Source organism: Micromonospora sp. NPDC005215, from assembly GCF_040607915.1.
GTDB lineage: Bacteria > Actinomycetota > Actinomycetes > Mycobacteriales > Micromonosporaceae > Micromonospora.
In genome coordinates, this window is sequence record NZ_JBEXHQ010000004.1 from 87,433 (window position 1) to 106,504 (window position 19,072).

Here is a 19,072-nt window from a genome sequence, read left to right on the forward strand (position 1 = left end):
CGTCGCGGGTGACGCCGGGAGGATGGGCGCTCGTCAGCCGACGGCGGCCAGGTCGGTGAGCCGGGCCAGCGAGTCCTCCAGGTCGGCGCCGACCCGACGCAGTCCGAGGCGCAGCAGGGCCGCCTTGACCGGGCCGGCCGGCCAGCGGACCACGATGAGCCGCACGATGGTCCCGCCCTCCTCCTCCTCGTCGGTGGTGAGTTGGACGTAGATCTCGGTGCGTGCCTCCGCCCGAGAGCCCGCGCCCTTGGCCCGTTCCCGCCAACCGATCAGCGTCGGCTCCTGGTAGGCGATCACCTCGGCCTCATGCGCCGAGCCGCGCCCGGCCTGGACCAGTTGTCGCCGGCCGAAGCCCTCTCCCGAGAGCACTTCGGCCGCGCGGACGCCGGCCAGCCAGGCCGGCAACTGCTCGGCCCGCTGCACGACATCCCAGACCACTTCAATTGGCGCCGCCACGTGCGCACTGCGTTCAACGAGGATCATTTCCGTCTTTCCTCCGGTGAGGACATCCCACGATATCGGCACTCTATGCGTTAAATCGGACTTACCGGGACGGGTTTGGAAAAAGACACGCCGATCAACCATTGCGGATTGCGCCAGGCCGGCCTATGGCGCATTGGTGGAGAGCGCCCTAAAGTCCCGAACACGTTTCACGTTGACCGGGAGGGCGCATGTCGACAGCACCGATGCCCGAGTTCCCCGCCGGCTTCCGCTGGGGCGTCTCCACCTCGGCCCACCAGATCGAGGGCGCCGCCACGGCCGACGGGCGCGGTGCGTCCATCTGGGACACGTTCGCGCACTCCCCCGGACGGATCAGCGACGGCAGCAGCGGCGAGGTCGCCTGCGACCACTACCACCGCCACGCCGAGGACGTCGCGCTGATGGCCGGTCTCGGCGTCGGCGCGTACCGGTTCTCCATCGCCTGGCCCCGGGTACGGCCCACCGGCACCGGCCCGGCCAACCCGGCCGGCCTGGACTTCTACGACCGACTTGTGGACGAGTTGCTGGCCGCCGGTGTCGACCCGGTGGCGACCCTCTACCACTGGGACCTGCCGCAACCTCTCGAAGACGCCGGCGGCTGGCTGCACCGCGACACCGCCGCCCGGTTCGCCGAGTACGCCGACCTGACCGCCGCCCGACTCGGCGACCGGGTCCGGCTCTGGATCACCCTGAACGAGCCGTTCATCCACATGAGCCTCGGGTACGGCATGGGCGAGCACGCTCCCGGCCGGACGCTGCTCTTCGACGCCTTCCCGGTCGCCCACCACCAACTGCTCGGACACGGGCTCGCGGTCGCCGCGCTGCGCGCCCGCACCACCAGCCCGGTGGCGATCGCCAACAACTACTCGCCGGTGCGGGTGCTCGGTGACCGCGACGCCGACCGGGCCGCCGGGGCCGCGTACGAGGCGTTGCACAACCGCCTCTTCACCGACCCGCTGCTCGGCCGCGGCTACCCGGAACTGCCCGGTTTCGACACGGGCGTCATCCGCCCCGGCGACCTCGACACCATCGCCGCGCCGATCGACGTGCTCGGGGTCAACTACTACAACCCCACCGGCGTACGGGCCGCCGAGGCGGGTTCGCCACTGCCGTTCGACCTGGTGCCGCTGGACGGCTACCCACGGACCGCCTTCGACTGGCCGGTGGCCCCCGACGGGCTGCGCGAGCTGCTCGGCTGGCTCCGCGACACCTACGGCGACGCCCTGCCGCCCATCGAGATCACCGAGAGCGGCTGCGCGTACGACGACGCACCGGACGCGGGCGGGCAGGTGGCGGATCCGGAGCGCGTCGCGTACCTCGACGGGCACCTCCGGGCGGTCCGGGCCGCCATCGACGACGGGGTGGACGTACGCGGGTACTTCGTCTGGTCGCTGCTTGACAACTGGGAGTGGGCCGAGGGGTTCACCAAGCGCTTCGGGCTGGTGCACGTCGACTACGCCACCCAGACGCGTACGCCGAAGTCGTCGTACACCTGGTTGCGGGACGTGATCGCGGCCTCCCGGGACGGGTCGGCGCGGTGACCACCCTCGACCCGACGCCGACGTCGCTGCCGGCCGCGCTCGCCGAGCCGACAGTGCCGGTGCGGCGCGGCTGGATCGGGTTGATCTTCGCGGCCAACCTCGGGGTCTGGATGGCGTTCTTCACGCCGATCCAGGTGCTGCTGCCGCAACAGATCGAGCAGATCGCGCCCGGCGACAAGGAGAACATGCTGGCGGTGGTCACCGGCCTCGGCGCCCTGGCCGCGGTGCTCGCCAACCCCCTCGCTGGCGCGTTCTCCGACCGGACCTGCCTGCGGGTGGCCGGCCGGGAGTTCGGCCGTCGGCACGTCTGGACCGCTGGCGGGGCGCTGCTCGGCGCGGTGGCCCTGGTGCTGCTGGCCCAGCAGCGGACCATCCTCGGGGTGGCCCTCGGCTGGGTGGCCGCGCAGGTCTGCTTCAACGCGATGCTGGCCAGCCTCAGCGCGGCCCTCCCGGACCGGGTGCCGGTCACCCAGCGCGGCGGTGTCTCGGGTTGGGTGGGCATTCCGCAGGCGCTCGGGCTGGTGCTCGGCGCGGTGCTGGTCACCGCCGTGGTCACCGGCAACGCGGCCGGCTACCTGGCCATCGCGGTGGCCATCCTGTTGCTGTCGCTGCCGTTCGCGCTGCTCACTCCCGACGAACCCCTGCCACGTACGCATCGACCCGTGCTGCGCACGCGGGCGCTGCTGGCCTCGATGTGGATCAGCCCGCGCCGGCACCCGGATTTCGCCTGGGCCTGGATCACCCGGTTCCTGGTCCAGCTCGGCAACGCGCTGGGCACCCTCTACCTGCTGTACTTCCTCACCGACGGGGTGCGCCACCCCGACCCCGAGGGTGGGCTGCTGGTGCTGATCCTGCTCTACACGCTCGGCATGATGCTGACCGCTGTGGTCGCCGGCCGACTGTCGGACCGCTCCGGCCGCCGCAAGATCTACGTCATCGCGTCCGGGCTGATCATGGCGGTGGCGGCGCTGCTGCTCGCTGTCGCGCCGGTCTGGCCGATGGCGATCGTCGCCGCGCTGCTGCTCGGCGCCGGCTACGGCGTCTACCTCTCGGTGGACGCCGCGTTGATCACCCAGGTGCTGCCCCGAGCCACCGACCGGGCCAAGGACCTCGGTGTCATCAACATCGCCAACTCCGCGCCGCAGGTGCTCGGCCCGGCGCTGTCCGCCCCGCTCGTGGTGTACCTGGGCGGTTACCCCACGCTCTACGCGGTCACCGCCGTGGTCACCCTTGTCGGCAGCGCCCTGGTGGTGAAGATCCGCTCGGTGCCGTGAGTCAGGGGGCCGTGGCCAAAAGCGCTAGCCGGCCGCCGTAGGCTGGGGGACGTGACGGTACGTGTGCGCTTCGCCCCCTCCCCGACCGGTATGTTCCACGTCGGCGGTGCCCGCTCGGCGCTGCAGAACTGGATCTACGCCAAGCAGCAGGGCGGGGTGTTCGTGCTGCGCGTCGAGGACACCGACGCGGCGCGCAACAAGCCCGAGTGGACCGAGGGCATCCTCTCCGCGCTGGACTGGATCGGCATCTCGCGGGGCAGCTACGAGGGTCCGTACTTCCAGTCGGAGAACGCCGGCGAGCACCGGGCCGCCGCCGCTCGTCTCTACGACTCGGGCCGCGCCTACTACTGCGACTGCACCCGCGAGGACGTACAGGCCCGCACCGGCTCCCAGTACCAGGGCTACGACGGCTACCACCGCGACCGTGGCCTCGGCCCGGGTCCGGGGCACGCACTGCGCTTCCGGACGCCCGACGAGGGAACGACGGTGGTGGTCGACCTGATCCGCGGCGAGCCCACCTTCGAAAACAAGCTCATCGAGGACTTCGTCATCGCCCGGGGCGACGGCTCGCCGGTCTTCCTGCTGGCCAACGTCGTCGACGACATGACCATGGGGATCACCCACGTGATCCGGGCCGAGGAGCACCTGCCCAACACGCCCAAGCAGCAGCTGCTCTGGGACGCGCTCGGGGTCAAGCCGCCGATCTGGGCGCACGTGCCGGTGGTGGTCAACGAGAAGCGGCAGAAGCTCTCCAAGCGCCGGGACAAGGTCGCCCTGGAGGCGTACCGCGAGGAGGGCTACCTCGCCGGTGCGATGCGCAACTATCTGATGCTGCTCGGCTGGGCGCCCTCCGGCGACCGGGAGATCGTCCCCTGGTCGGTCATCGAGGACGAGTTCCGGCTGGAGGAGGTCAACCCCTCCCCCGCGTTCTTCGACGAGAAGAAGCTGCGCGCGTTCAACGGCGACTACATTCGGGCGCTGTCGGTGCCCGACTTCATCGACGCCTGCCAGCCGTGGCTGACCGGCACCGAAACCATCGCCCCGCCGCCCTGGCAGCCGGAGGAGTTCGACGCCGACGCGTTCGCCGCGGTCGCCCCGCTGGCCCAGACCCGGCTCGCGCTGCTCAGCGAGATCGTGCCGAACGTCGACTTCCTGTTCCTCGCCTCACCGCTGATCGACGAGGCCGCCTGGGCCAAGACGATGAAGGACGGCTCGGCGGAGCTGCTGGACGACGCCGTCGCGGCGTTCGAGACGCTGGGGTCGTGGGATGCCGAAGCCCTGAAGTCGACGTTGGAGGCGGTCGGCGCCGAGCGTGGCCTGAAGCTCGGCAAGACGCAGGCACCGGTACGGGTCGCGGTCACCGGCCGCACCGTGGGCCTGCCGCTGTTCGAGTCGCTGGAGGTGCTCGGTCGCGAGCGCACCCTGACCCGGATGCGCGCCGCCCGACTCCGCCTGGTCTGACACCCGCCGCCCCGCTCGACGCTGATCTGACACCCGCCGCCCCGCTCGACGCTGATCTGACACCCGCCGCCCTGCTCGACGACTGTGGGGCGGGTGTCCGAGGGTTGCGCAGGCGTTGGATCGGACTCAGCCGCGGGTGGCCCGGCGGCGAATCAGCAGGCCGCTCACCAGGGCCGCGAGCAGCACCAGCGCGCCGAGCGCCCAAAGCCACAAGCGCTGGGCGGAGTTGGCGCGTTCCTGCGCCAGCGGCACGACCGCCGTCGGGGTGACGCCCGGTGCGGTCGAGGCCGGCCCGGCCGACGGCGAACCGACAGCGACGCCCGGCGGCAGGGCGGTGCCACCGTCAGCCGACGGCAGGGCGGACGGGCTCGCGGACGGGTCGGCGGCGGTCCCTGTCGTGAGGGTGAACCGCACCTCACCCTTCACCGGGTGCCCGTCGCCGGACGCGAGCTGGTAGCCGACGACGTAGAGCCCCGCTGCGGCCGGTTTGAACGGCACCCGCACGCGGCTGCCGTCGAAGACGGGTGGGCCGCCGGCGGCCACATTGTCCGGTCCCGTTATTGTGATCTTCGTCGTAGCCGGTGCCGGCCTGGCGAGGAACCGCAGCTCGATCCGGGCGGGGGCCGTCGCCACCCGGGCACCGTCGCGCGGATCGCTGCCGGTCAACGAGTTGTGCGCGGCGGCCGGGGTTGCCGGCGCCAGAAACGACACACCGAGCGCCACGCCGAGTACCACTGGCACAACCCGCGCCGTACGTGTAACCCTGCCCCCCATGAACCCCTCCGTAAGGGTACGATCCGCCCGCTGATCAAACGGCTCCTCATTAGTCGAGCAGAGATCGCAGATAGTTCCAAATACTGTTCCAGAAGCTGCAACTCATCGACGTTTTGCGGAGTCTGTAGGTGTAGACCCGACCCTCTGGTCGGCGTCGCATCGACAGACCGCTCCACGCGTCACACCGAAGCCATCCATCGAACGGGGCGAGGAGGCGGGATGGTCCGACACATGAGGCGGTTGGCCGCCGTGTTGGCGGGCGCGCTGGCGACGGCGCTGCTGTCGCTCGGCACCGCCGGCCCGGCCTCGGCGGCGCCGAACCCGGCACCAGCCGGAGTGGACATCACCGGCGTGGGGCTCTCCGCGCCCCTGCGGTTACGCGCGGACACGCAACCCGCCCACGTGGGCGCCGTCATCGACCAGGTCAACTTCCTCGGGCGCACCGGCATGTCGACCGGCCCGAAGCCGGGCGACCTCGGTCCGAAGTACACAGTCGTGGTGTTCGCCGGTGAGACGGCGCAGCAGACGTACGACCTCTATCCCAAGGCGCTCGGCGGTCCGCGGGTCTACCGGCCGGCGAAGCAGCCGGACGCCCGCAAGATCAGCGCTGGTTGGTTCCTGGGTCGGCTCAGCATGTCCGAGACCCTGCGCACCGCCGGTGTGCCGCTGGAGCGGCAGTTCGACACGGTCAGCGGTGGTGCGGGTGGTGGCGAGCGGGTGCTCCCGGAGGACACGCTCGACCCGGCGAAGGACCTCGACGACGCGCTTGGCGACCTGCAGCGCCTGCTGCTGCTCAACGTCGGGGTGATGCTGACGATCACGGTCGGCCTCGCCGGGATCGCCCTGCTGATCCGCCGTCGTACCCGTTAACTCCTGGCCACGGTGCCGAGACGCCGGGGGCTCAGCACCAGCGGCGCGGCGGGCGCTCCCGGCGGGTGGCCCGTGGGCGCGGCCGGACCGGGCCGTGTCGATGTGCTCCGGCCCAGCCGGGAAGTTCGCTGAGGCAACCAGCAGGGACGTCGGTGTCGGGCTCGGTCCAGGCGGAGGCCTCGGCGGAGCGCTGGCGCGGAGGCGCGGTCTCGTCGTCGGGCCGCGGCTCCACCGGGTGCGACGGCGCGCCGACGGCCGGCCGACGGTGCTTGCCAGCCGCCTGCGGGTCGTGGTGCCCCGGCCGGCCGGGCTCGCCCTGGGCGCAGCCGTACTCGGCCTCCCCGTGCGCCATTCCCGGTCTCCTCACGCTCGCCTCACCCGCGGGTACTCCCCCGACGTGCCCCTGTCACCGTACTGGCCGGAACCGACGGGCCGCGCGCAGCGTACCTGGGGTCGACACCGGCCAGCTCCCGACGACGACGGTGAACGCGCAAGCCGGTAGCGCAGTTCACAGCTTCTTTTCGCGCCGTTCACCCGGAGGCCGCAGCCGGAGCGGACCGGCGCTCAGCGGGCGCGGTGCGCCTCCAGGTCGGCCCGGCGCAGGAGCACCCGCAGCGCCACGCCGTGACCGGCGAGTGCCTCGGCCCCTCCGAGCGTCGGCGGCTGTGGTGGGATCGGGGGCATGCGACCGCCACCGTGGCTCGGTTCCGGCACCCTGGGCAGGGACCTGGCCCTCGCCGGCGCGTCGTTGGCCGGCGGTCTGGTGCTGTACGGCCTGGGCATGCAACCGCAGATCATCCCGCACCCGGACGTGCCACCGGCACTGTTCCTGCCGCCCCTGCTGGCGATGTGCGTCGCCGTCGGCCTGCGGCGGATCGCACCCCGGGCCAGCCTGGCCGTGGGGACCGGGGCGCTGCTTGTCGACACGGCGCTGGGCAACTCACTGGGCACGGTAGTGGTCTACACGCAGGTGCTCTACGACGCCTGCGTGTACGGTCCGCCCCGGCTGTGGCGCTGGCTGCTGCGGATCACTGTGGCGCTGAGCCTGGTCGGGGTGGTGGTCGGCGTCCTCGGGTTCGGCACGTGGCGCGGAGCTGCCGTCGGGGTGCCGGTGGTGCTCGCCGGGCTGCTGCCGGTCCTGACCGGAATCAGCGTGCGGCAGTACCGCGACCAGGCCGCGGCCGAGCGGGCGCGAGCCGAGCAGACCGCCCGGCTGGTCGAGTTGGACCGCCAGCAGGCGGTCAGCGCCGAACGGGCCCGGATGGCCCGGGAGTTGCACGACGTCGTCGCGAACCACCTCAGCGCGGTCGCCATCCACGCCACCGCCGTGCTCTCCGTACCCGGCCTGGATCGCGGTCAGGTCTCCTCGGCGTTACGCGTGATCCGGGAGAGCAGCGTGCAGGGCCTGGCCGAGATGCGGCAGATGATCGAGTTGCTGCGCGAGCCAGCAACCGGTGGCGGTTCGGGTTCGGCCGGCGACGGCCCGGCGCTGCCGGAGGTGGTCACTGCGCGGCTCGCCGAGGCGGACGGGTTGGTCGAGCGGATCCAGGCCGCCGGCCTCGCGGTGCGGGTGCGCACCGACGGCACACCGGGCCCGCTGCCCGTGGGGGTGGACCTCGCCGCCTACCGGATCGTGCAGGAGTCGCTGACAAACGCGCTCAAGCACGGCACTGGTGAGGCGGAGCTGACCATCGCGTACCGGCCGGCGGAGGTGGTGGTGACGGTGGAGAATCCGGTGCGCTCGCCCGGGGCCGGGTTGCCGGGCGCCGGGGCCGGGCTGATCGGCATGCGGGAGCGGGCCACGCTGCTGGCCGGGCGGTTCACCGCCGGGCCGCGGGACGGGCGCTGGCAGGTTCGGGCCGCGCTGCCCACCGGGGAGGGCGGGTGACCGGGCCGGCGGACGACGCGATCGTGCGGGTGGTGCTCGCCGACGACCAGCCGGCGGTACGCGCCGGACTGGCCCTGATCCTGGGCGCCGCCCCCGGTCTGGCGGTGGTCGGCGAGGCGGCCGACGGCGACGAGGCGGTGCGGCTGTGCCGGGAGTTGCGCCCGGACGTGGCGGTGCTGGACGTACGCATGCCACGCCGGGACGGGATCTCCGCGACCCGGGCGATCGTCACCGACCTGCTCGCCGACGTGCTGGTGCTCACCACCTTCGACCTGGACGAGTACGTCTTCGGCGCGCTGCGCGCCGGCGCGGCCGGGTTCCTGCTCAAGGACACCGACGCCGATGGGCTGGTGACCGCGGTGCGGACGGTGGCGCGTGGCGACGGGTTCATCGCCCCTGCGGTGACCCGCCGGTTGATCGCCGCCTTCGCGGCCACCGCGCCGGGCGCGTCGGCGGACACCCGGGCCGCGCTGGGCACCCTCACCCCGCGGGAACGCGACGTGTTGGCCTGTCTCGGCCTGGGCCTGTCCAACCAGCAGATCGCCGACCGGCTGGTGCTGGCGGAGAGCACCACCAAGACGCACGTGAGCCGGATCCTGGCGAAACTGGGGCTGCGCAGCCGGGTGCAGGCCGCGATCCTGGCCCAGGAGTTCGGTCTGCCCGCTCCCCCGCAACCGTGAGCACGTCGCCGTCCACTCTGGACACCGGACTGACGTACGCTTCCCGGCATTCACGCCGACGGTGGCGGACCGGGACAGAGACGAGATGCGACGCTGGTACGGGACGGCACTCCTGTTGGCGCTGGCGGCCCGCTGACCGGTGCCCGACGTGGTTGGCCTGCTCACGACATGTCAGGCTAGGGCGGTGAGTACGCCGGGGGGTGGAGAGCTGGCGGCCACGCTGCGCCGGATCGAGCGTTCGGCTGGGGCGTTGGCCACCTCCAGCGTGGCCCGGATGGACGAGACGCTGCCGTGGTTCCGGGCGCTGCCGGCCGACCAGCGCTCCTGGGTGATGCTGGTGGCCCAGGCGGGCGCCCGGTCGCTTGTGCAGTGGTTGAGCGAGGGTGGCGGCACCGCGGACAGCACCCAGGAGGTCTCGGACGAGGTCTTCGCCGCCGCACCGCAGGCGCTGGCCCGGTCGATCACCCTCCAGCAGACCGTCGCGTTGATCAAGGTGACCATCGACGTGGTCGAGGAGCAGGTCTCGCACCTGGCCGCCGAGGGTGAGGAGCAGCAACTGCGCGAAGCGGTGCTGCGCTTCTCCCGGGAGATCGCGTTCGCCGCCGCCCGGGTGTACGCGCGGGCAGCCGAGTCACGCGGCGCGTGGGACGCCCGGTTGCAGGCCCTGCTTGTCGACGCGCTGTTGCGCGGTGACTCGCCCGATGTGCTGGCCAGTCGGGCCGCCGCGCTCGGCTGGGCGGACGCGCCGCCGGTGGCGGTGGCGGTCGGTCGATCGCCGGGCGGGGAGGTCTCCGCGGTGCTGCACGTGGTCTACCGGCAGGCCCGCCGGATCGGTGTGGAGGTGATCGGCGGGGTGCACGGCGACCGGCTGGTGATCGTGCTGGGCGGCGCGGCGGACCCGCTCACCGCCACCGCCAATCTGCTCAGCGCGTTCGGCGACGGGCCGGTGGTGGTCGGTCCGGCCGTACCGAGCCTGGACGAGGCGACCGAGTCGGCGCGGGCCGCGCTGTCCGGTTTCCGGGCGGCGCCGGCCTGGCCCGCTGCTCCCCGTCCGGTGCCGGCCGCGGATCTGTTGCCGGAGCGGGCCCTGGCTGGCGACGCGGAGGCTCGTCGGCGGTTGCGCCACGACGTGTACGCGACGCTGGTGCGCGCCGGCGGTGAGTTGCTGGCGACCCTGGACGCCTTCCTGGCCGCCGGTGGCACGCTGGAGAGCGCCGCCCGCGCGTTGTTCGTCCATCCGAACACGGTGCGTTATCGGCTGCGCCGCATCGCCGAGGTGACCGGCTTCTCGCCGCTGTCGCCCCGGGACGCGTTCGCGCTTCAGGTCGCGCTGACAGTGGGTCGGTTGGATCCGGTCGTCCCGCTCTCCTCGACCGTACCAACTCAGACAATGACCCCGGCAAACCGGAAAACGGCACAGAACGAGGATGATCCCCGCCGATTTTTGTAGGAAACCTCCAAACGTTCTAGTGTGGTTTGGTCGGGGGCGGCACAGCGTTACCCGCGCGAATCCGGGAGAGTCATAGGCGTGCTCGCCGTACTTAGTCCCGGCCAGGGTTCTCAGAAACCCGGCTTCCTGACCCCCTGGCTCGACCTGACCGGCACCGAGGCGCGGCTGCGCGAGTGGTCGGCGTTGGCCGGGGTCGACCTGGTGCACCTGGGCACCGCCGCCGACGCGGACGAGATCATGGACACCGCCCGCACCCAGCCACTGCTCGTCGCCGCGGCGTTGCTCGCCGCCGAGCACCTGCCACTGGACGGCGTCGGACTCACCGCCGGGCACAGCGTCGGCGAGTTGGGCGCCGCCGCCCTCGCCGGTGTGCTGACCCCCGAAGCCGCGATCACCCTCGCCGGCGCACGCGGCCGGGAGATGGCCGCCGCCTGCGCGCTGGAGCCGACCGGGATGGCCGCGATGCTGGGTGGCGACCCGGACGAGGTGCTCACCGCCATCGCGGCGCACGGGCTGTATCCGGCCAACCGCAACGGCGCCGGGCAGACCGTCGCCGCCGGCGCGCTGGACGGCCTCGACAAGCTCGTCGCCGAGCCGCCCGCCCGGACCCGGGTCATCCGACTCAAGGTGGCCGGCGCGTTCCACACCCCGTACATGGCCCCGGCCGCGACCGCGCTCGCCGCGGTCGCCGCCGAGATCACCCCCGCCGACCCGGTCCGGACCCTGCTCTCGAACCTCGACGGCACCGCTGTCGACAACGGCGCGGAGCTGGTGCAGCGCCTCGTCCGCCAGGTCACCGCGCCGGTGCGCTGGGATCTGTGCATGCGTACGCTGGCCGACCTCGGAGTCACCGGCGTGATCGAGCTGCCGCCCGCCGGCACTCTCGCCGGGCTGGTCAAGCGGGACCTCAAGGGTGAGGGCGCCCCGGAGATCGTCACCCTGAACACCCCGGACGACCTGCCGGCCGCACGGGACCTGATCGCCCGCATCGGAGGTCGTTCATGACTGGCAGTCGCATCGTCTCGATGGGGCACTACCAGCCCTCGCGGGTGGTGACAAACGACGACATCGCCCAGCTCGTCGACACCAACGACGAGTGGATCCGCGACCGCGTCGGCATCGTCAGCCGGCGGATCGCCGACACCGAGACGGTGGCCGACATGGCCGCTGCCGCCGCCGGCAAGGCGCTTGCCAACTCGGGCCTGACCGCCGCCGACATCGACCTGGTAGTGGTCGCCACCTGCACGTCGATCGACCGCAGCCCCAACGTGGCCTGCCGGGTCGCCGCCAAGCTGGGCATCACCGCCCCGGGCGCGTACGACCTGAACACCGCCTGCTCGGGCTTCGCGTACGCGCTGGGCACCGTCGACCACGCCATTCGGGCCGGCGCGTCGCGCAACGCGATCGTCATCGGCGCGGAGAAGCTGTCCGACTTCACCGACTGGACCGACCGCTCCACCTGCATCATCTTCGCCGACGGCGCCGGTGCGGCGGTGGTCACCGCCACCGCCGACGACGAGCCGGCCGGGATCGGCCCGGTGGTCTGGGGTTCGGTGCCGGAGAAGAGCGACGCGGTCCGCATCGAGGGCTGGCGCCCGTACGTCCAGCAGGAGGGGCAGGCGGTGTTCCGCTGGGCCACCACCGAGCTGGCGCCGCTCGCCCTGCAGGCCTGCGAGCGGGCCGGGGTCGACCCGTCGGAGCTGGCCGCGTTCGTGCCGCACCAGGCCAACGCCCGGATCATCGACGGCATCGCCAAGCGGCTCAACATCCCCAACGCGATCATCGCGAAGGACATCGTCGAGTCCGGCAACACCTCCGCCGCGAGCGTGCCGCTGGCCCTGTCCAAGCTGGTCGAGCGCCGGGAGGTGCCCTCGGGCGCGCCGGTGCTGCTGTTCGGCTTCGGCGGCGGCCTGACCTACGCCGGTCAGGTCGTCCGCTGCCCCTGAAGACCCCCTTCGGCGCGTACGCGCCGAGGAGTGGCGGTCGGCGACGCCGTCCGTCGGACAACCCCGATGAAAGGAACCAACCGCAATGACCCGTGACGAGATCACCACCGGCCTCGCCGAGATCCTCGAAGAGGTTGCCGGAGTGAACCCGGACGACGTGGCCGAGGGGAAGTCCTTCACCGACGACCTCGACGTCGACTCGCTCTCCATGGTGGAGGTCGTGGTGGCCGCCGAGGAGAAGTTCGGCGTCAAGATCCCGGACAACGAGGTGCAGAACCTCAAGACCGTCGGTGACGCCGTCAGCTACATCGCGGCCCAGTCCTGATCATGAGTCGTCCTGACGTCGTCGTCACCGGGCTCGGCGCGACGACCCCGCTTGGCGGGGACGTCGCGTCGACCTGGGACGCCATGCTCGCCGGCCGCTCCGGGGTGAGTGCCCTCACCCAGGAGTGGGCCGCGCAACTGCCGGTCCGGATCGCCGCCCAGTTGGCAGTGGAACCGTCCGAGGTGCTGGACCGGGTCCGACTGCGCCGACTGGACCGCTCCGAGGCGATCGCGCTCATCGCGGCGCAACAGGCCTGGGCGGACGCCGGCCTCGCCGGGTCCGACCTCGACGGGGAGCGGCTGGCCGTCAGCGTCGGCTCCGGCATCGGCGGTGCCACCACCCTGCTCGCGCAGGACGACATCCTCGAAGCGTCCGGGCCGCGGCGGGTCTCCCCGCACACCATCCCGATGCTGATGCCGAACGGTCCGGCCGCCTGGGTCGGGCTGGAGTTGGGCGCCAAGGCCGGGGTGCACGCGGTGGCCAGCGCCTGCGCCACCGGCGCCGAGGCGATCGCGCTCGGCCTGGACATCATCCGCTCCGGCCGGGCCGACGTGGTGGTGGCCGGTGGCACCGAGGCGGTCATCCACCCGCTGCCGATCGCCGGTTTCAGCTCGATGCGGGCCATGTCCACCCGCAACGACGACCCGGAGCGCGCCTCCCGCCCGTGGGACCGGGGTCGGGACGGCTTCGTCCTCGGCGAGGGCGCCGGCATCATCGTGCTGGAACGGGCCGAGCACGCCGCAGCCCGGGGCGCCCGGGTGTACGCGCGCCTCGCCGGTGCCGGCATCACGTCCGACGCGTACGACATCGTGCAGCCGCACGCCGAGGGCGAGGGCGCCATCCGGGCCATCGCCAAGGCGATCGCGGACGCGGGCGTGGCCAAGCGGGACATCGTGCACGTCAACGCGCACGCCACGTCGACGCCGGTCGGTGACATGCTGGAGATCGGCGGGCTGCACAAGGCGCTCGGCGACCACCCGGTGTTGTCCGCGACGAAGTCGATGACCGGTCACCTGCTCGGTGCGGCCGGCGCGCTGGAGTCGATCGCCACCATCCTGGCCATCCGCGACGGTGTCGTCCCTCCGACGATCAACCTCGACGACCCGGAGCCCGGCCTCACGCTGGATGTCGCCGCGCACAAGGCACGCCACATGGAGATCCCCGCCGCGTTGAACAACGCGTTCGGCTTCGGCGGCCACAACGTGGCGCTCGTCTTCGCGCGCCCCTGAGCGGCGGCACGGTCCCGCCCTGGATGTGGGGAAGGCTCCTCCTTGTCGCCTGGCGACGGGGAGGGGTCTTCGCTTCGTTTCACGCCCGGTTGCGGGGGTGCCGCTTCGCTGTGCGTTCGTTGCCGTGGCGGTAGTTGCCGGTCCAGCGGGCCATCACCAGCTGCGGGTCGTCGTCGACCTCGGCGAGGAACTGCGCCGCGCGGGCACCACGCAGGGTGCCCGCCACCCGCCCGTGGTGTGTGATCACGATCGTGCCGTCCGCCCGTTGGACGTACCGGAATCCCTCTGCCGCTCCCATCCGAGCAGGTTGTCAGAGCGACCGGGGTGTCAGCGACAGGATTTCGGTCGGCCGGTCAGCTCGCGCAGGTGGTGGCGGGCAGGCCGGGCACTGCCACCGGGGAGCGGCCCCCCGGCCGGGCCTTGCCGGCCAGCACTGCGGCCAGCGCGGTCATGGACGCCCGGCTGGAGGAGTACGTGGCCAGCAACGTGGGTGACTTCGCGCCGCTCAGCACGTACGGGGTGTCCATGGCGACGGTGACCGCCGCGTCGGCGCGCAGGTCCTTGGTGCCGTCGCCGTAGCCCACCAGGTGCACGATCGTGCCCCCGCTGGCCTTGACCGGCACCCCGGCGGCGGTCAGCGCGGCGGTGAGCGCGGCCCGGGTGCCCTCGCGACCACCGGAGGAGGTGACGGTGACCGGTCCGCGTACCGCGCCGCCGCAGGTGCCGCGCAGCACGGTGACTGCGGCGGCGGCCAGCGCGTCGGCCGCGGCGCGGTGAGCTGGGGCGTTGAGCGTGGACATCTGCGCGGCCGGGGTCTCCGCGAGCCGGAACTTCATGGTCAGCACCCGGGTGACCGCCTCGACCAGTCGGGTCCGGGGCAGCGACCCGCCGCGCAGCGCGGCGAGCAGCCCGTCGTACGCCTGACCGACGTTCGGGGTCATCAGGATGAGGTCGTTGCCGGCGTTCAGCGCCCGGACCGCCGCCTCGCCGGGAGCCCAGCGCTTCGCGGGCGGCATGTTCATCCCGTCGGTGATCACCACGCCCTGGAAGCCGAGCTGACCGCGCAGCACGTCGGTGAGGAGCTTGTGGGAGAAGGTCGCCGGGGTCCCCGGGTCGATCGCGCGCGCGTCCAGGTGCCCGGACATCACCGCCATCGCGCCGGCGTCGATGCCGGCGGTGAACGGCGGCCAGGCGCCGCTCTGCAACGCCGCGGCCGACTGGGTGAGCACCGGCAGATCCTGGTGCGAGTCGTCGGCGCTGTGGCCGTGGCCGGGGAAGTGCTTCAGGGTGGCCGCGACGCCCTCCGCCTGGAGGCCACGGACGGCGCCGCCCACCTGCGCCGCGGCCTGCTTCGGGTCGGCGCCGTACGAGCGGGAGCCGATCACGGTGCTGCGGGTGGCCAGCACGTCGGCCACCGGGGCGAAGTCGACGTTGATTCCCATCGCCGCCAGCTCGGCGCCGGCGGCCCGCCAGGCGGCCTCGGTCAGCTTCGGGTCGCCGGCCGCGCCCGCCGCGAGGGCGCTGGGCAGCACGGTGACCCCGTCGGTCACCCGGGTGACGACGCCGTACTCCTGGTCGGTGCCGATCAGCAGTGGCGCGGGGCCGGCGGCGAGCCGACCGGCGGAGGCACGCAGCCCGCTGGTGAGTTCGTGCACCTGCTTCGGGTTGTCGACGTTCGTGGTCTCCTGGTTGCCCTTGGTCGGGTCGTCGGCGCTGAAACCGACAAGGATCAGGCCACCCAGCCGGTACTTGGTGATCATGTCGGCGGGGGTGTCGACCCCGGCCAGCGCCTGGTTGCCGGCGGCCGAGCCGGCGGAGACCTTCGTCGCCGAGTCGCCGTAGGCGTACGGCATCAGCACCTGGCCGACAAGATCTTCGTCGGACAGCGTGGCGACCAGGGCCGCGGCACGGGCGGCGGGATCGCTGGCCGGCGTCGGGGCGGGGACGCTCGGGGCGGCGGACGCGCCGACCGGGCTGGCCGTCGGCGCAGGCCGCTCGGGGCCGCCTGAGCAGCCGGAGACGAGCAGGGCGGTCAGGGCGGCGACTGCGACAGTGGCGCGCCACGGGCGATTCGACACGCCGCCCATCCCACCAGGTTCCCCCTTATCGGGGCAACTTGACCTTACCGGTCGCCGTCGGTCCCACGGCGTACGGCCAGCGGACCGGCGACCGGGTCAGCCGACGCGGGTGAGCAAGGTCACCGGGGCGCCGTCGCCGGCGTACCGGTAGGGCTCCAGGTCGGCGTCCCACGCGGTGCCGAGCGCCTTGTCCAGGGCATGCGCCAGTGCCTCCGGCGCCCGGGAGGCGACCATCAGGGCTCGTAGCCGGTCCTCGCCGAGCTGGATGTCGCCGGCCACGCCGACGGTGGCCCGGAACAGGCCCCGGGCCGGCACGTACATGAACCGCTCGCCGTCGGCGCCGGGACTCGGCTCCTCGGTGACCTCGAAACGGATCATGGGCCACTGCCGTAGGGCAGCAGCCAGCTCGGCGCCCGTCCCCGGACGACCGGTCCACCCGCACTCGGCCCGGCGTGCGCCGGGGTCGACGGGCTGAGCCGTCCACTGCAGGTTGACCGGCGCGGCTAGGACGCGCGCGATCGCCCACTCGACGTGCGAGCACACGGCGAGCGGGGTTGAGTGGACGTATACGACGCCACGCGTTGGCACGGTGACCTCCCGGAGAGCGAGGTGCGTCTTCCCCTACGACCTCGTCCACCCAGGTGGTTGCTGCAACACATGATGACTCGTGTGGCCAGTGGTGCGCCAGGGAATCGGAAAAAACGCCGGGTGGAATAGCCGGACGGGTGGTCGCCGTTACCTCTCAGGACACCGCGGCGACCAGCATGATGTCGTGGTCATGTACAGTTCCACCGGCGGCTTATGCCGCGTTACATCTTCGCGGGTCGAGCGCAGTGTGGCCCGCACACAGCCCCCGGACGTCCAGTCCTCCCGTACGTCTTGCAAGGAGTACCTCCGTGGCGAGCAACACCTCTAAGACCGCGCGCGCGTCAGTCCGGGCCGGCCAGGCTGGCCAGGGTGGCGCCCTCAGCGTGCTGGGCGAGTTCAAGTACCTCATCCCGCTCAACGGCGGCAAGCACGCCTACGTGCGGAACCTGACCAACGGCAAGACCGCGCACCTGCGCACGGACTCCGACGCCTTCGTCGAGGAGATCCGTGTGCTGGCCGCAGCCGGCCACGCCACCAAGATCCGGGCCGAGATCAACAACCTGGCTGCCGCCCACCCGGGTGACGGCTGGGAGGCCACCGAGAAGCGCCTGGTCGCGGCCGGCGTCTTCGAGGGCTGAGCCCTCCCCCACCGCACCACGCAGAGCGCCCGCCGGAGTCCCGGCGGGCGCTTTCGCGTGTCCGGGGACGACGTAGCCACGGTCGACCGCACCGGGCGGGCTCAGCCCGGGTCGAGCAGGGCGACCTCGCCGGTGGCCAGGTCGTAGAGACCGCCGACCACTGCCACCCGACCGGCGGCGACCGGTCCGGCCAGCAGGTCGTCCTCGCGCAGCGTGCGCACCGTCCGCCGGACGTGCCGCCGGATCGCGAGCGGCAGCACCGCCGGGTCGTCGATCCCCACAGCGGTCACCGCCGGGGCGATCTCGTCCACCAGGTACGCCAGCGAGCCGCCGGGACGCTCCCCGCCGCGCACCGCGTCCACGGTGGCGCCGACGGCCCCGCACCGCTCGTGTCCGAGGACCAGCACCAGCGGTACGCCGAGCTGGCCGACCACGTACTCGATCGACCCGCACACAGCCCGATCGAGGACGTGCCCACCGGTACGGATCACGCAGATCGCGCCGAAGGTCTGGTCGAAGATCGCCTCCAGCGGCACCCGCGAGTCGATGCAGCCGAGCACCACGGCGTACGGCTGCTGGTCACCCGAGGCCGCTGCCGCGGCGGCCGTGACGTCGTGCCCGTGGATCGGCTGCCCGCTGACGAACCGCCGGTTGCCGGCGAGCAGGTCGGCCAGCGCGGCCCGAGGAGTGCCGCCGGCCTGCCGCCGCTGCCCCGACGCCTCGCCCATCGGCGCTCCCGACGACCCCATGCCGTCCAGCTTGGCCCGCCGCCGGCCACCACGGGTGGGGTCGGGAATGTTGGCCACGGCGCGATTGGCGTGCGGTCCTGCTGGGTAGCCGGTGTTACCACCGGGTATCGAAGGTGCTGGTGGTGCCGGGCGACCCTGGGGAGGTGGCGATGCCGGAGCGGTTCGAGGTCGCTCTGCCCGACGGTGTACGGCTCAACGTCGAGGCGACCGGGCCGACGGACGCCCAGGTCACCGCGATCCTGCTGCATGGCTGGACGTTGGACGGGCGTGCCTGGCACCGGCAGGTCGACGCGCTCACGGCGGCGTCGGTGGGCGGGCCGGTGCGGGTGGTCACCTACGACGCGCGGGGGCACGGCCGGTCCAGCTGCATGGCGTTGCCCACTGCCACCCTGGCCCAACTCGGCGACGATCTGGCCGCGGTGCTCGACACGGTGGCGCCGGTCGGACCGGTGGTCCTGGTCGGGCACTCGATGGGCGGCATGACGATCATGGAGTACGCCCACCGCCATCCCGCGCACTTCGCCGCCCGTACGGCCGGTCTGGTCTTCGTGTCGACCACCGCCGAGGGGCACGCCCACACCGTCTACGGGCTCTCGCCGCGGATCGCCCGACTGATCCGGCTGGCCGAGACGACCGGTGCCGGCGTGCTGGCCCGGTGCGGCTCGTGGCGAGCGCCCCGGGCGCTGCTGAACGCGCTGCAACCGAGCATCCGGTGGATGCTCTTCGGTGACCGCTGCGACCCGGCCGACATCCGGCTGGTGACGTCGGCGGTGGCTCGTGCCTCGCTGCGGTCGATCGGCGGCTTCCGGGCCTCCATCGGCACCCAGCACCGCCTGGACACCCTCGCCGCGTTGGCGCACCTGCCGGCCGCCGCCCTGGTCGGCGACCGGGACCGGCTCACCCCGCCGCCGTGCGCCGAGTCGATCGCGGCGGCCCTGCCGGCCACCGAGCTGACCGTCTGCCCGGGTGCCGGGCACATGTTGATGTTGGAGCGCCCGGACGAGGTCAACGCCGCGCTCACCGGCGTGCTGCGCCGGGTGCTCGCCGAACCGACGCCCCGGATTTCCGGCGCGGCCTCCGCCGCGACGGGTGTCTGAGCAC

General features: G+C 72.7%; 20 protein-coding genes. 13 read left to right on the forward strand and 7 right to left on the reverse strand.

What is annotated here, in order from left to right; translation table 11 throughout:
- Positions 1 to 33: 33 nt before the first annotated feature.
- Positions 34 to 483 (reverse strand): SRPBCC domain-containing protein, encoded by a 450-nt coding sequence (locus tag ABZU25_RS05375; protein ID WP_355028080.1) that lies wholly within the window; start codon positions 481 to 483, stop codon positions 34 to 36.
- Between the two features lie 188 nt (positions 484 to 671).
- Between ABZU25_RS05375 and ABZU25_RS05380 the strand changes: the two genes are divergently transcribed.
- From ABZU25_RS05380 to gltX, 3 genes are read left to right on the forward strand one after another with little or no spacing between them, the layout of a single operon-like run.
- A complete protein-coding gene (locus ABZU25_RS05380; RefSeq protein ID WP_355028081.1) occupies positions 672 to 2,021 on the forward strand; it encodes a GH1 family beta-glucosidase in 1,350 nt (449 codons plus the stop codon).
- On the forward strand, positions 2,018 to 3,295 hold the full coding sequence (locus ABZU25_RS05385; RefSeq protein WP_355028082.1) for an MFS transporter: 1,278 nt from the start codon (positions 2,018 to 2,020) through the stop codon (positions 3,293 to 3,295). The genes ABZU25_RS05380 and ABZU25_RS05385 overlap by 4 nt, the downstream gene beginning before the upstream one ends.
- A gap of 51 nt (positions 3,296 to 3,346) precedes the next feature.
- Positions 3,347 to 4,756 carry a glutamate--tRNA ligase gene (gltX, locus tag ABZU25_RS05390; RefSeq protein WP_355028083.1) on the forward strand — a complete coding sequence of 470 codons (1,410 nt, stop codon included), beginning with the start codon at positions 3,347 to 3,349 and terminating at the stop codon, positions 4,754 to 4,756.
- 126 nt (positions 4,757 to 4,882) lie between these two features.
- Here gltX and ABZU25_RS05395 read toward each other — a convergent pair whose 3' ends face one another.
- Positions 4,883 to 5,497, reverse strand: a complete 615-nt coding sequence (locus tag ABZU25_RS05395; protein ID WP_355028084.1) for a copper resistance CopC family protein — start codon at positions 5,495 to 5,497, stop codon at positions 4,883 to 4,885.
- A 252-nt stretch (positions 5,498 to 5,749) separates the two neighbouring features.
- Between ABZU25_RS05395 and ABZU25_RS05400 the strand changes: the two genes are divergently transcribed.
- Complete coding sequence (locus tag ABZU25_RS05400) at positions 5,750 to 6,400, forward strand: hypothetical protein (RefSeq protein WP_355028085.1); 651 nt, start codon at positions 5,750 to 5,752, stop codon at positions 6,398 to 6,400.
- A gap of 31 nt (positions 6,401 to 6,431) precedes the next feature.
- Here the strand turns inward: ABZU25_RS05400 and ABZU25_RS05405 are convergent, their stop codons facing one another.
- Positions 6,432 to 6,752: a hypothetical protein gene (locus tag ABZU25_RS05405; RefSeq protein ID WP_355028086.1), complete on the reverse strand. Its 321-nt coding sequence runs from the start codon at positions 6,750 to 6,752 to the stop codon at positions 6,432 to 6,434.
- 330 nt (positions 6,753 to 7,082) lie between these two features.
- Here ABZU25_RS05405 and ABZU25_RS05410 point away from each other — a divergent pair, with 330 nt between their 5' ends.
- The 7 genes from ABZU25_RS05410 (at position 7,083) to fabF (ending at position 13,918) form a co-directional block, all read left to right on the forward strand.
- A complete protein-coding gene (locus tag ABZU25_RS05410; RefSeq protein ID WP_355028087.1) occupies positions 7,083 to 8,288 on the forward strand; it encodes a histidine kinase in 1,206 nt (401 codons plus the stop codon).
- Positions 8,285 to 8,968 carry a response regulator transcription factor gene (locus tag ABZU25_RS05415; RefSeq protein ID WP_355028088.1) on the forward strand — a complete coding sequence of 228 codons (684 nt, stop codon included), beginning with the start codon at positions 8,285 to 8,287 and terminating at the stop codon, positions 8,966 to 8,968. The genes ABZU25_RS05410 and ABZU25_RS05415 overlap by 4 nt, the downstream gene beginning before the upstream one ends.
- 148 nt (positions 8,969 to 9,116) lie before the next feature.
- Entirely contained in the window at positions 9,117 to 10,418 is a 1,302-nt protein-coding gene (locus ABZU25_RS05420; protein ID WP_355028089.1) for a helix-turn-helix domain-containing protein, read from the forward strand.
- Between the two features lie 78 nt (positions 10,419 to 10,496).
- A complete protein-coding gene (locus ABZU25_RS05425) occupies positions 10,497 to 11,423 on the forward strand; it encodes an ACP S-malonyltransferase (protein WP_355028090.1) in 927 nt (308 codons plus the stop codon).
- Positions 11,420 to 12,364, forward strand: coding sequence for a beta-ketoacyl-ACP synthase III (locus tag ABZU25_RS05430; RefSeq protein ID WP_355028091.1), 945 nt, complete (start codon positions 11,420 to 11,422; stop codon positions 12,362 to 12,364). The genes ABZU25_RS05425 and ABZU25_RS05430 overlap by 4 nt, the downstream gene beginning before the upstream one ends.
- 85 nt (positions 12,365 to 12,449) lie before the next feature.
- Positions 12,450 to 12,689, forward strand: a complete 240-nt coding sequence (locus tag ABZU25_RS05435; protein WP_030330276.1) for an acyl carrier protein — start codon at positions 12,450 to 12,452, stop codon at positions 12,687 to 12,689.
- Between the two features lie 2 nt (positions 12,690 to 12,691).
- Positions 12,692 to 13,918, forward strand: coding sequence for a beta-ketoacyl-ACP synthase II (gene fabF, locus ABZU25_RS05440; protein WP_355028092.1), 1,227 nt, complete (start codon positions 12,692 to 12,694; stop codon positions 13,916 to 13,918).
- A gap of 79 nt (positions 13,919 to 13,997) precedes the next feature.
- Here the strand turns inward: fabF and ABZU25_RS05445 are convergent, their stop codons facing one another.
- The 3 genes from ABZU25_RS05445 to ABZU25_RS05455 form a co-directional block, all read right to left on the reverse strand.
- A complete protein-coding gene (locus ABZU25_RS05445; RefSeq protein WP_355028093.1) occupies positions 13,998 to 14,216 on the reverse strand; it encodes a hypothetical protein in 219 nt (72 codons plus the stop codon).
- Between the two features lie 55 nt (positions 14,217 to 14,271).
- Entirely contained in the window at positions 14,272 to 16,005 is a 1,734-nt protein-coding gene (locus tag ABZU25_RS05450; RefSeq protein ID WP_355028094.1) for a glycoside hydrolase family 3 protein, read from the reverse strand.
- 87 nt (positions 16,006 to 16,092) lie between these two features.
- Complete coding sequence (locus ABZU25_RS05455) at positions 16,093 to 16,584, reverse strand: DUF3145 domain-containing protein (protein WP_112700027.1); 492 nt, start codon at positions 16,582 to 16,584, stop codon at positions 16,093 to 16,095.
- 308 nt (positions 16,585 to 16,892) lie between these two features.
- On the opposite strand from ABZU25_RS05455, the gene ABZU25_RS05460 reads away from it, so the two are divergent.
- Entirely contained in the window at positions 16,893 to 17,222 is a 330-nt protein-coding gene (locus tag ABZU25_RS05460; protein ID WP_355028095.1) for a hypothetical protein, read from the forward strand.
- Between the two features lie 101 nt (positions 17,223 to 17,323).
- Here ABZU25_RS05460 and ABZU25_RS05465 read toward each other — a convergent pair whose 3' ends face one another.
- Positions 17,324 to 17,950 carry a carbonic anhydrase gene (locus ABZU25_RS05465; protein ID WP_355028248.1) on the reverse strand — a complete coding sequence of 209 codons (627 nt, stop codon included), beginning with the start codon at positions 17,948 to 17,950 and terminating at the stop codon, positions 17,324 to 17,326.
- A 170-nt stretch (positions 17,951 to 18,120) separates the two neighbouring features.
- Between ABZU25_RS05465 and ABZU25_RS05470 the strand changes: the two genes are divergently transcribed.
- Positions 18,121 to 19,068, forward strand: a complete 948-nt coding sequence (locus ABZU25_RS05470; RefSeq protein ID WP_355028249.1) for an alpha/beta hydrolase — start codon at positions 18,121 to 18,123, stop codon at positions 19,066 to 19,068.
- Positions 19,069 to 19,072 lie beyond the last annotated feature (4 nt).

Excerpts from the sequence above, each read along its gene's own strand:
- ABZU25_RS05430 (WP_355028091.1), top strand. The coding sequence starts at position 11,420 with ATGACTGGCAGTCGCATCGTCTCGATGGGGCACTACCAGCCCTCGCGG.
- ABZU25_RS05435 (WP_030330276.1), top strand. The coding sequence starts at position 12,450 with ATGACCCGTGACGAGATCACCACCGGCCTCGCCGAGATCCTCGAAGAG.
- fabF (WP_355028092.1), top strand. The coding sequence starts at position 12,692 with ATGAGTCGTCCTGACGTCGTCGTCACCGGGCTCGGCGCGACGACCCCG.
- ABZU25_RS05375 (WP_355028080.1), bottom strand. The coding sequence starts at position 483 with ATGATCCTCGTTGAACGCAGTGCGCACGTGGCGGCGCCAATTGAAGTG.
- ABZU25_RS05450 (WP_355028094.1), bottom strand. The coding sequence starts at position 16,005 with ATGGGCGGCGTGTCGAATCGCCCGTGGCGCGCCACTGTCGCAGTCGCC.
- ABZU25_RS05410 (WP_355028087.1), top strand. The coding sequence starts at position 7,083 with ATGCGACCGCCACCGTGGCTCGGTTCCGGCACCCTGGGCAGGGACCTG.
- ABZU25_RS05465 (WP_355028248.1), bottom strand. The coding sequence starts at position 17,950 with ATGGGCGAGGCGTCGGGGCAGCGGCGGCAGGCCGGCGGCACTCCTCGG.
- ABZU25_RS05400 (WP_355028085.1), top strand. The coding sequence starts at position 5,750 with ATGGTCCGACACATGAGGCGGTTGGCCGCCGTGTTGGCGGGCGCGCTG.
- ABZU25_RS05380 (WP_355028081.1), top strand. The coding sequence starts at position 672 with ATGTCGACAGCACCGATGCCCGAGTTCCCCGCCGGCTTCCGCTGGGGC.
- ABZU25_RS05470 (WP_355028249.1), top strand. The coding sequence starts at position 18,121 with ATGCCGGAGCGGTTCGAGGTCGCTCTGCCCGACGGTGTACGGCTCAAC.
- ABZU25_RS05405 (WP_355028086.1), bottom strand. The coding sequence starts at position 6,752 with ATGGCGCACGGGGAGGCCGAGTACGGCTGCGCCCAGGGCGAGCCCGGC.
- ABZU25_RS05445 (WP_355028093.1), bottom strand. The coding sequence starts at position 14,216 with ATGGGAGCGGCAGAGGGATTCCGGTACGTCCAACGGGCGGACGGCACG.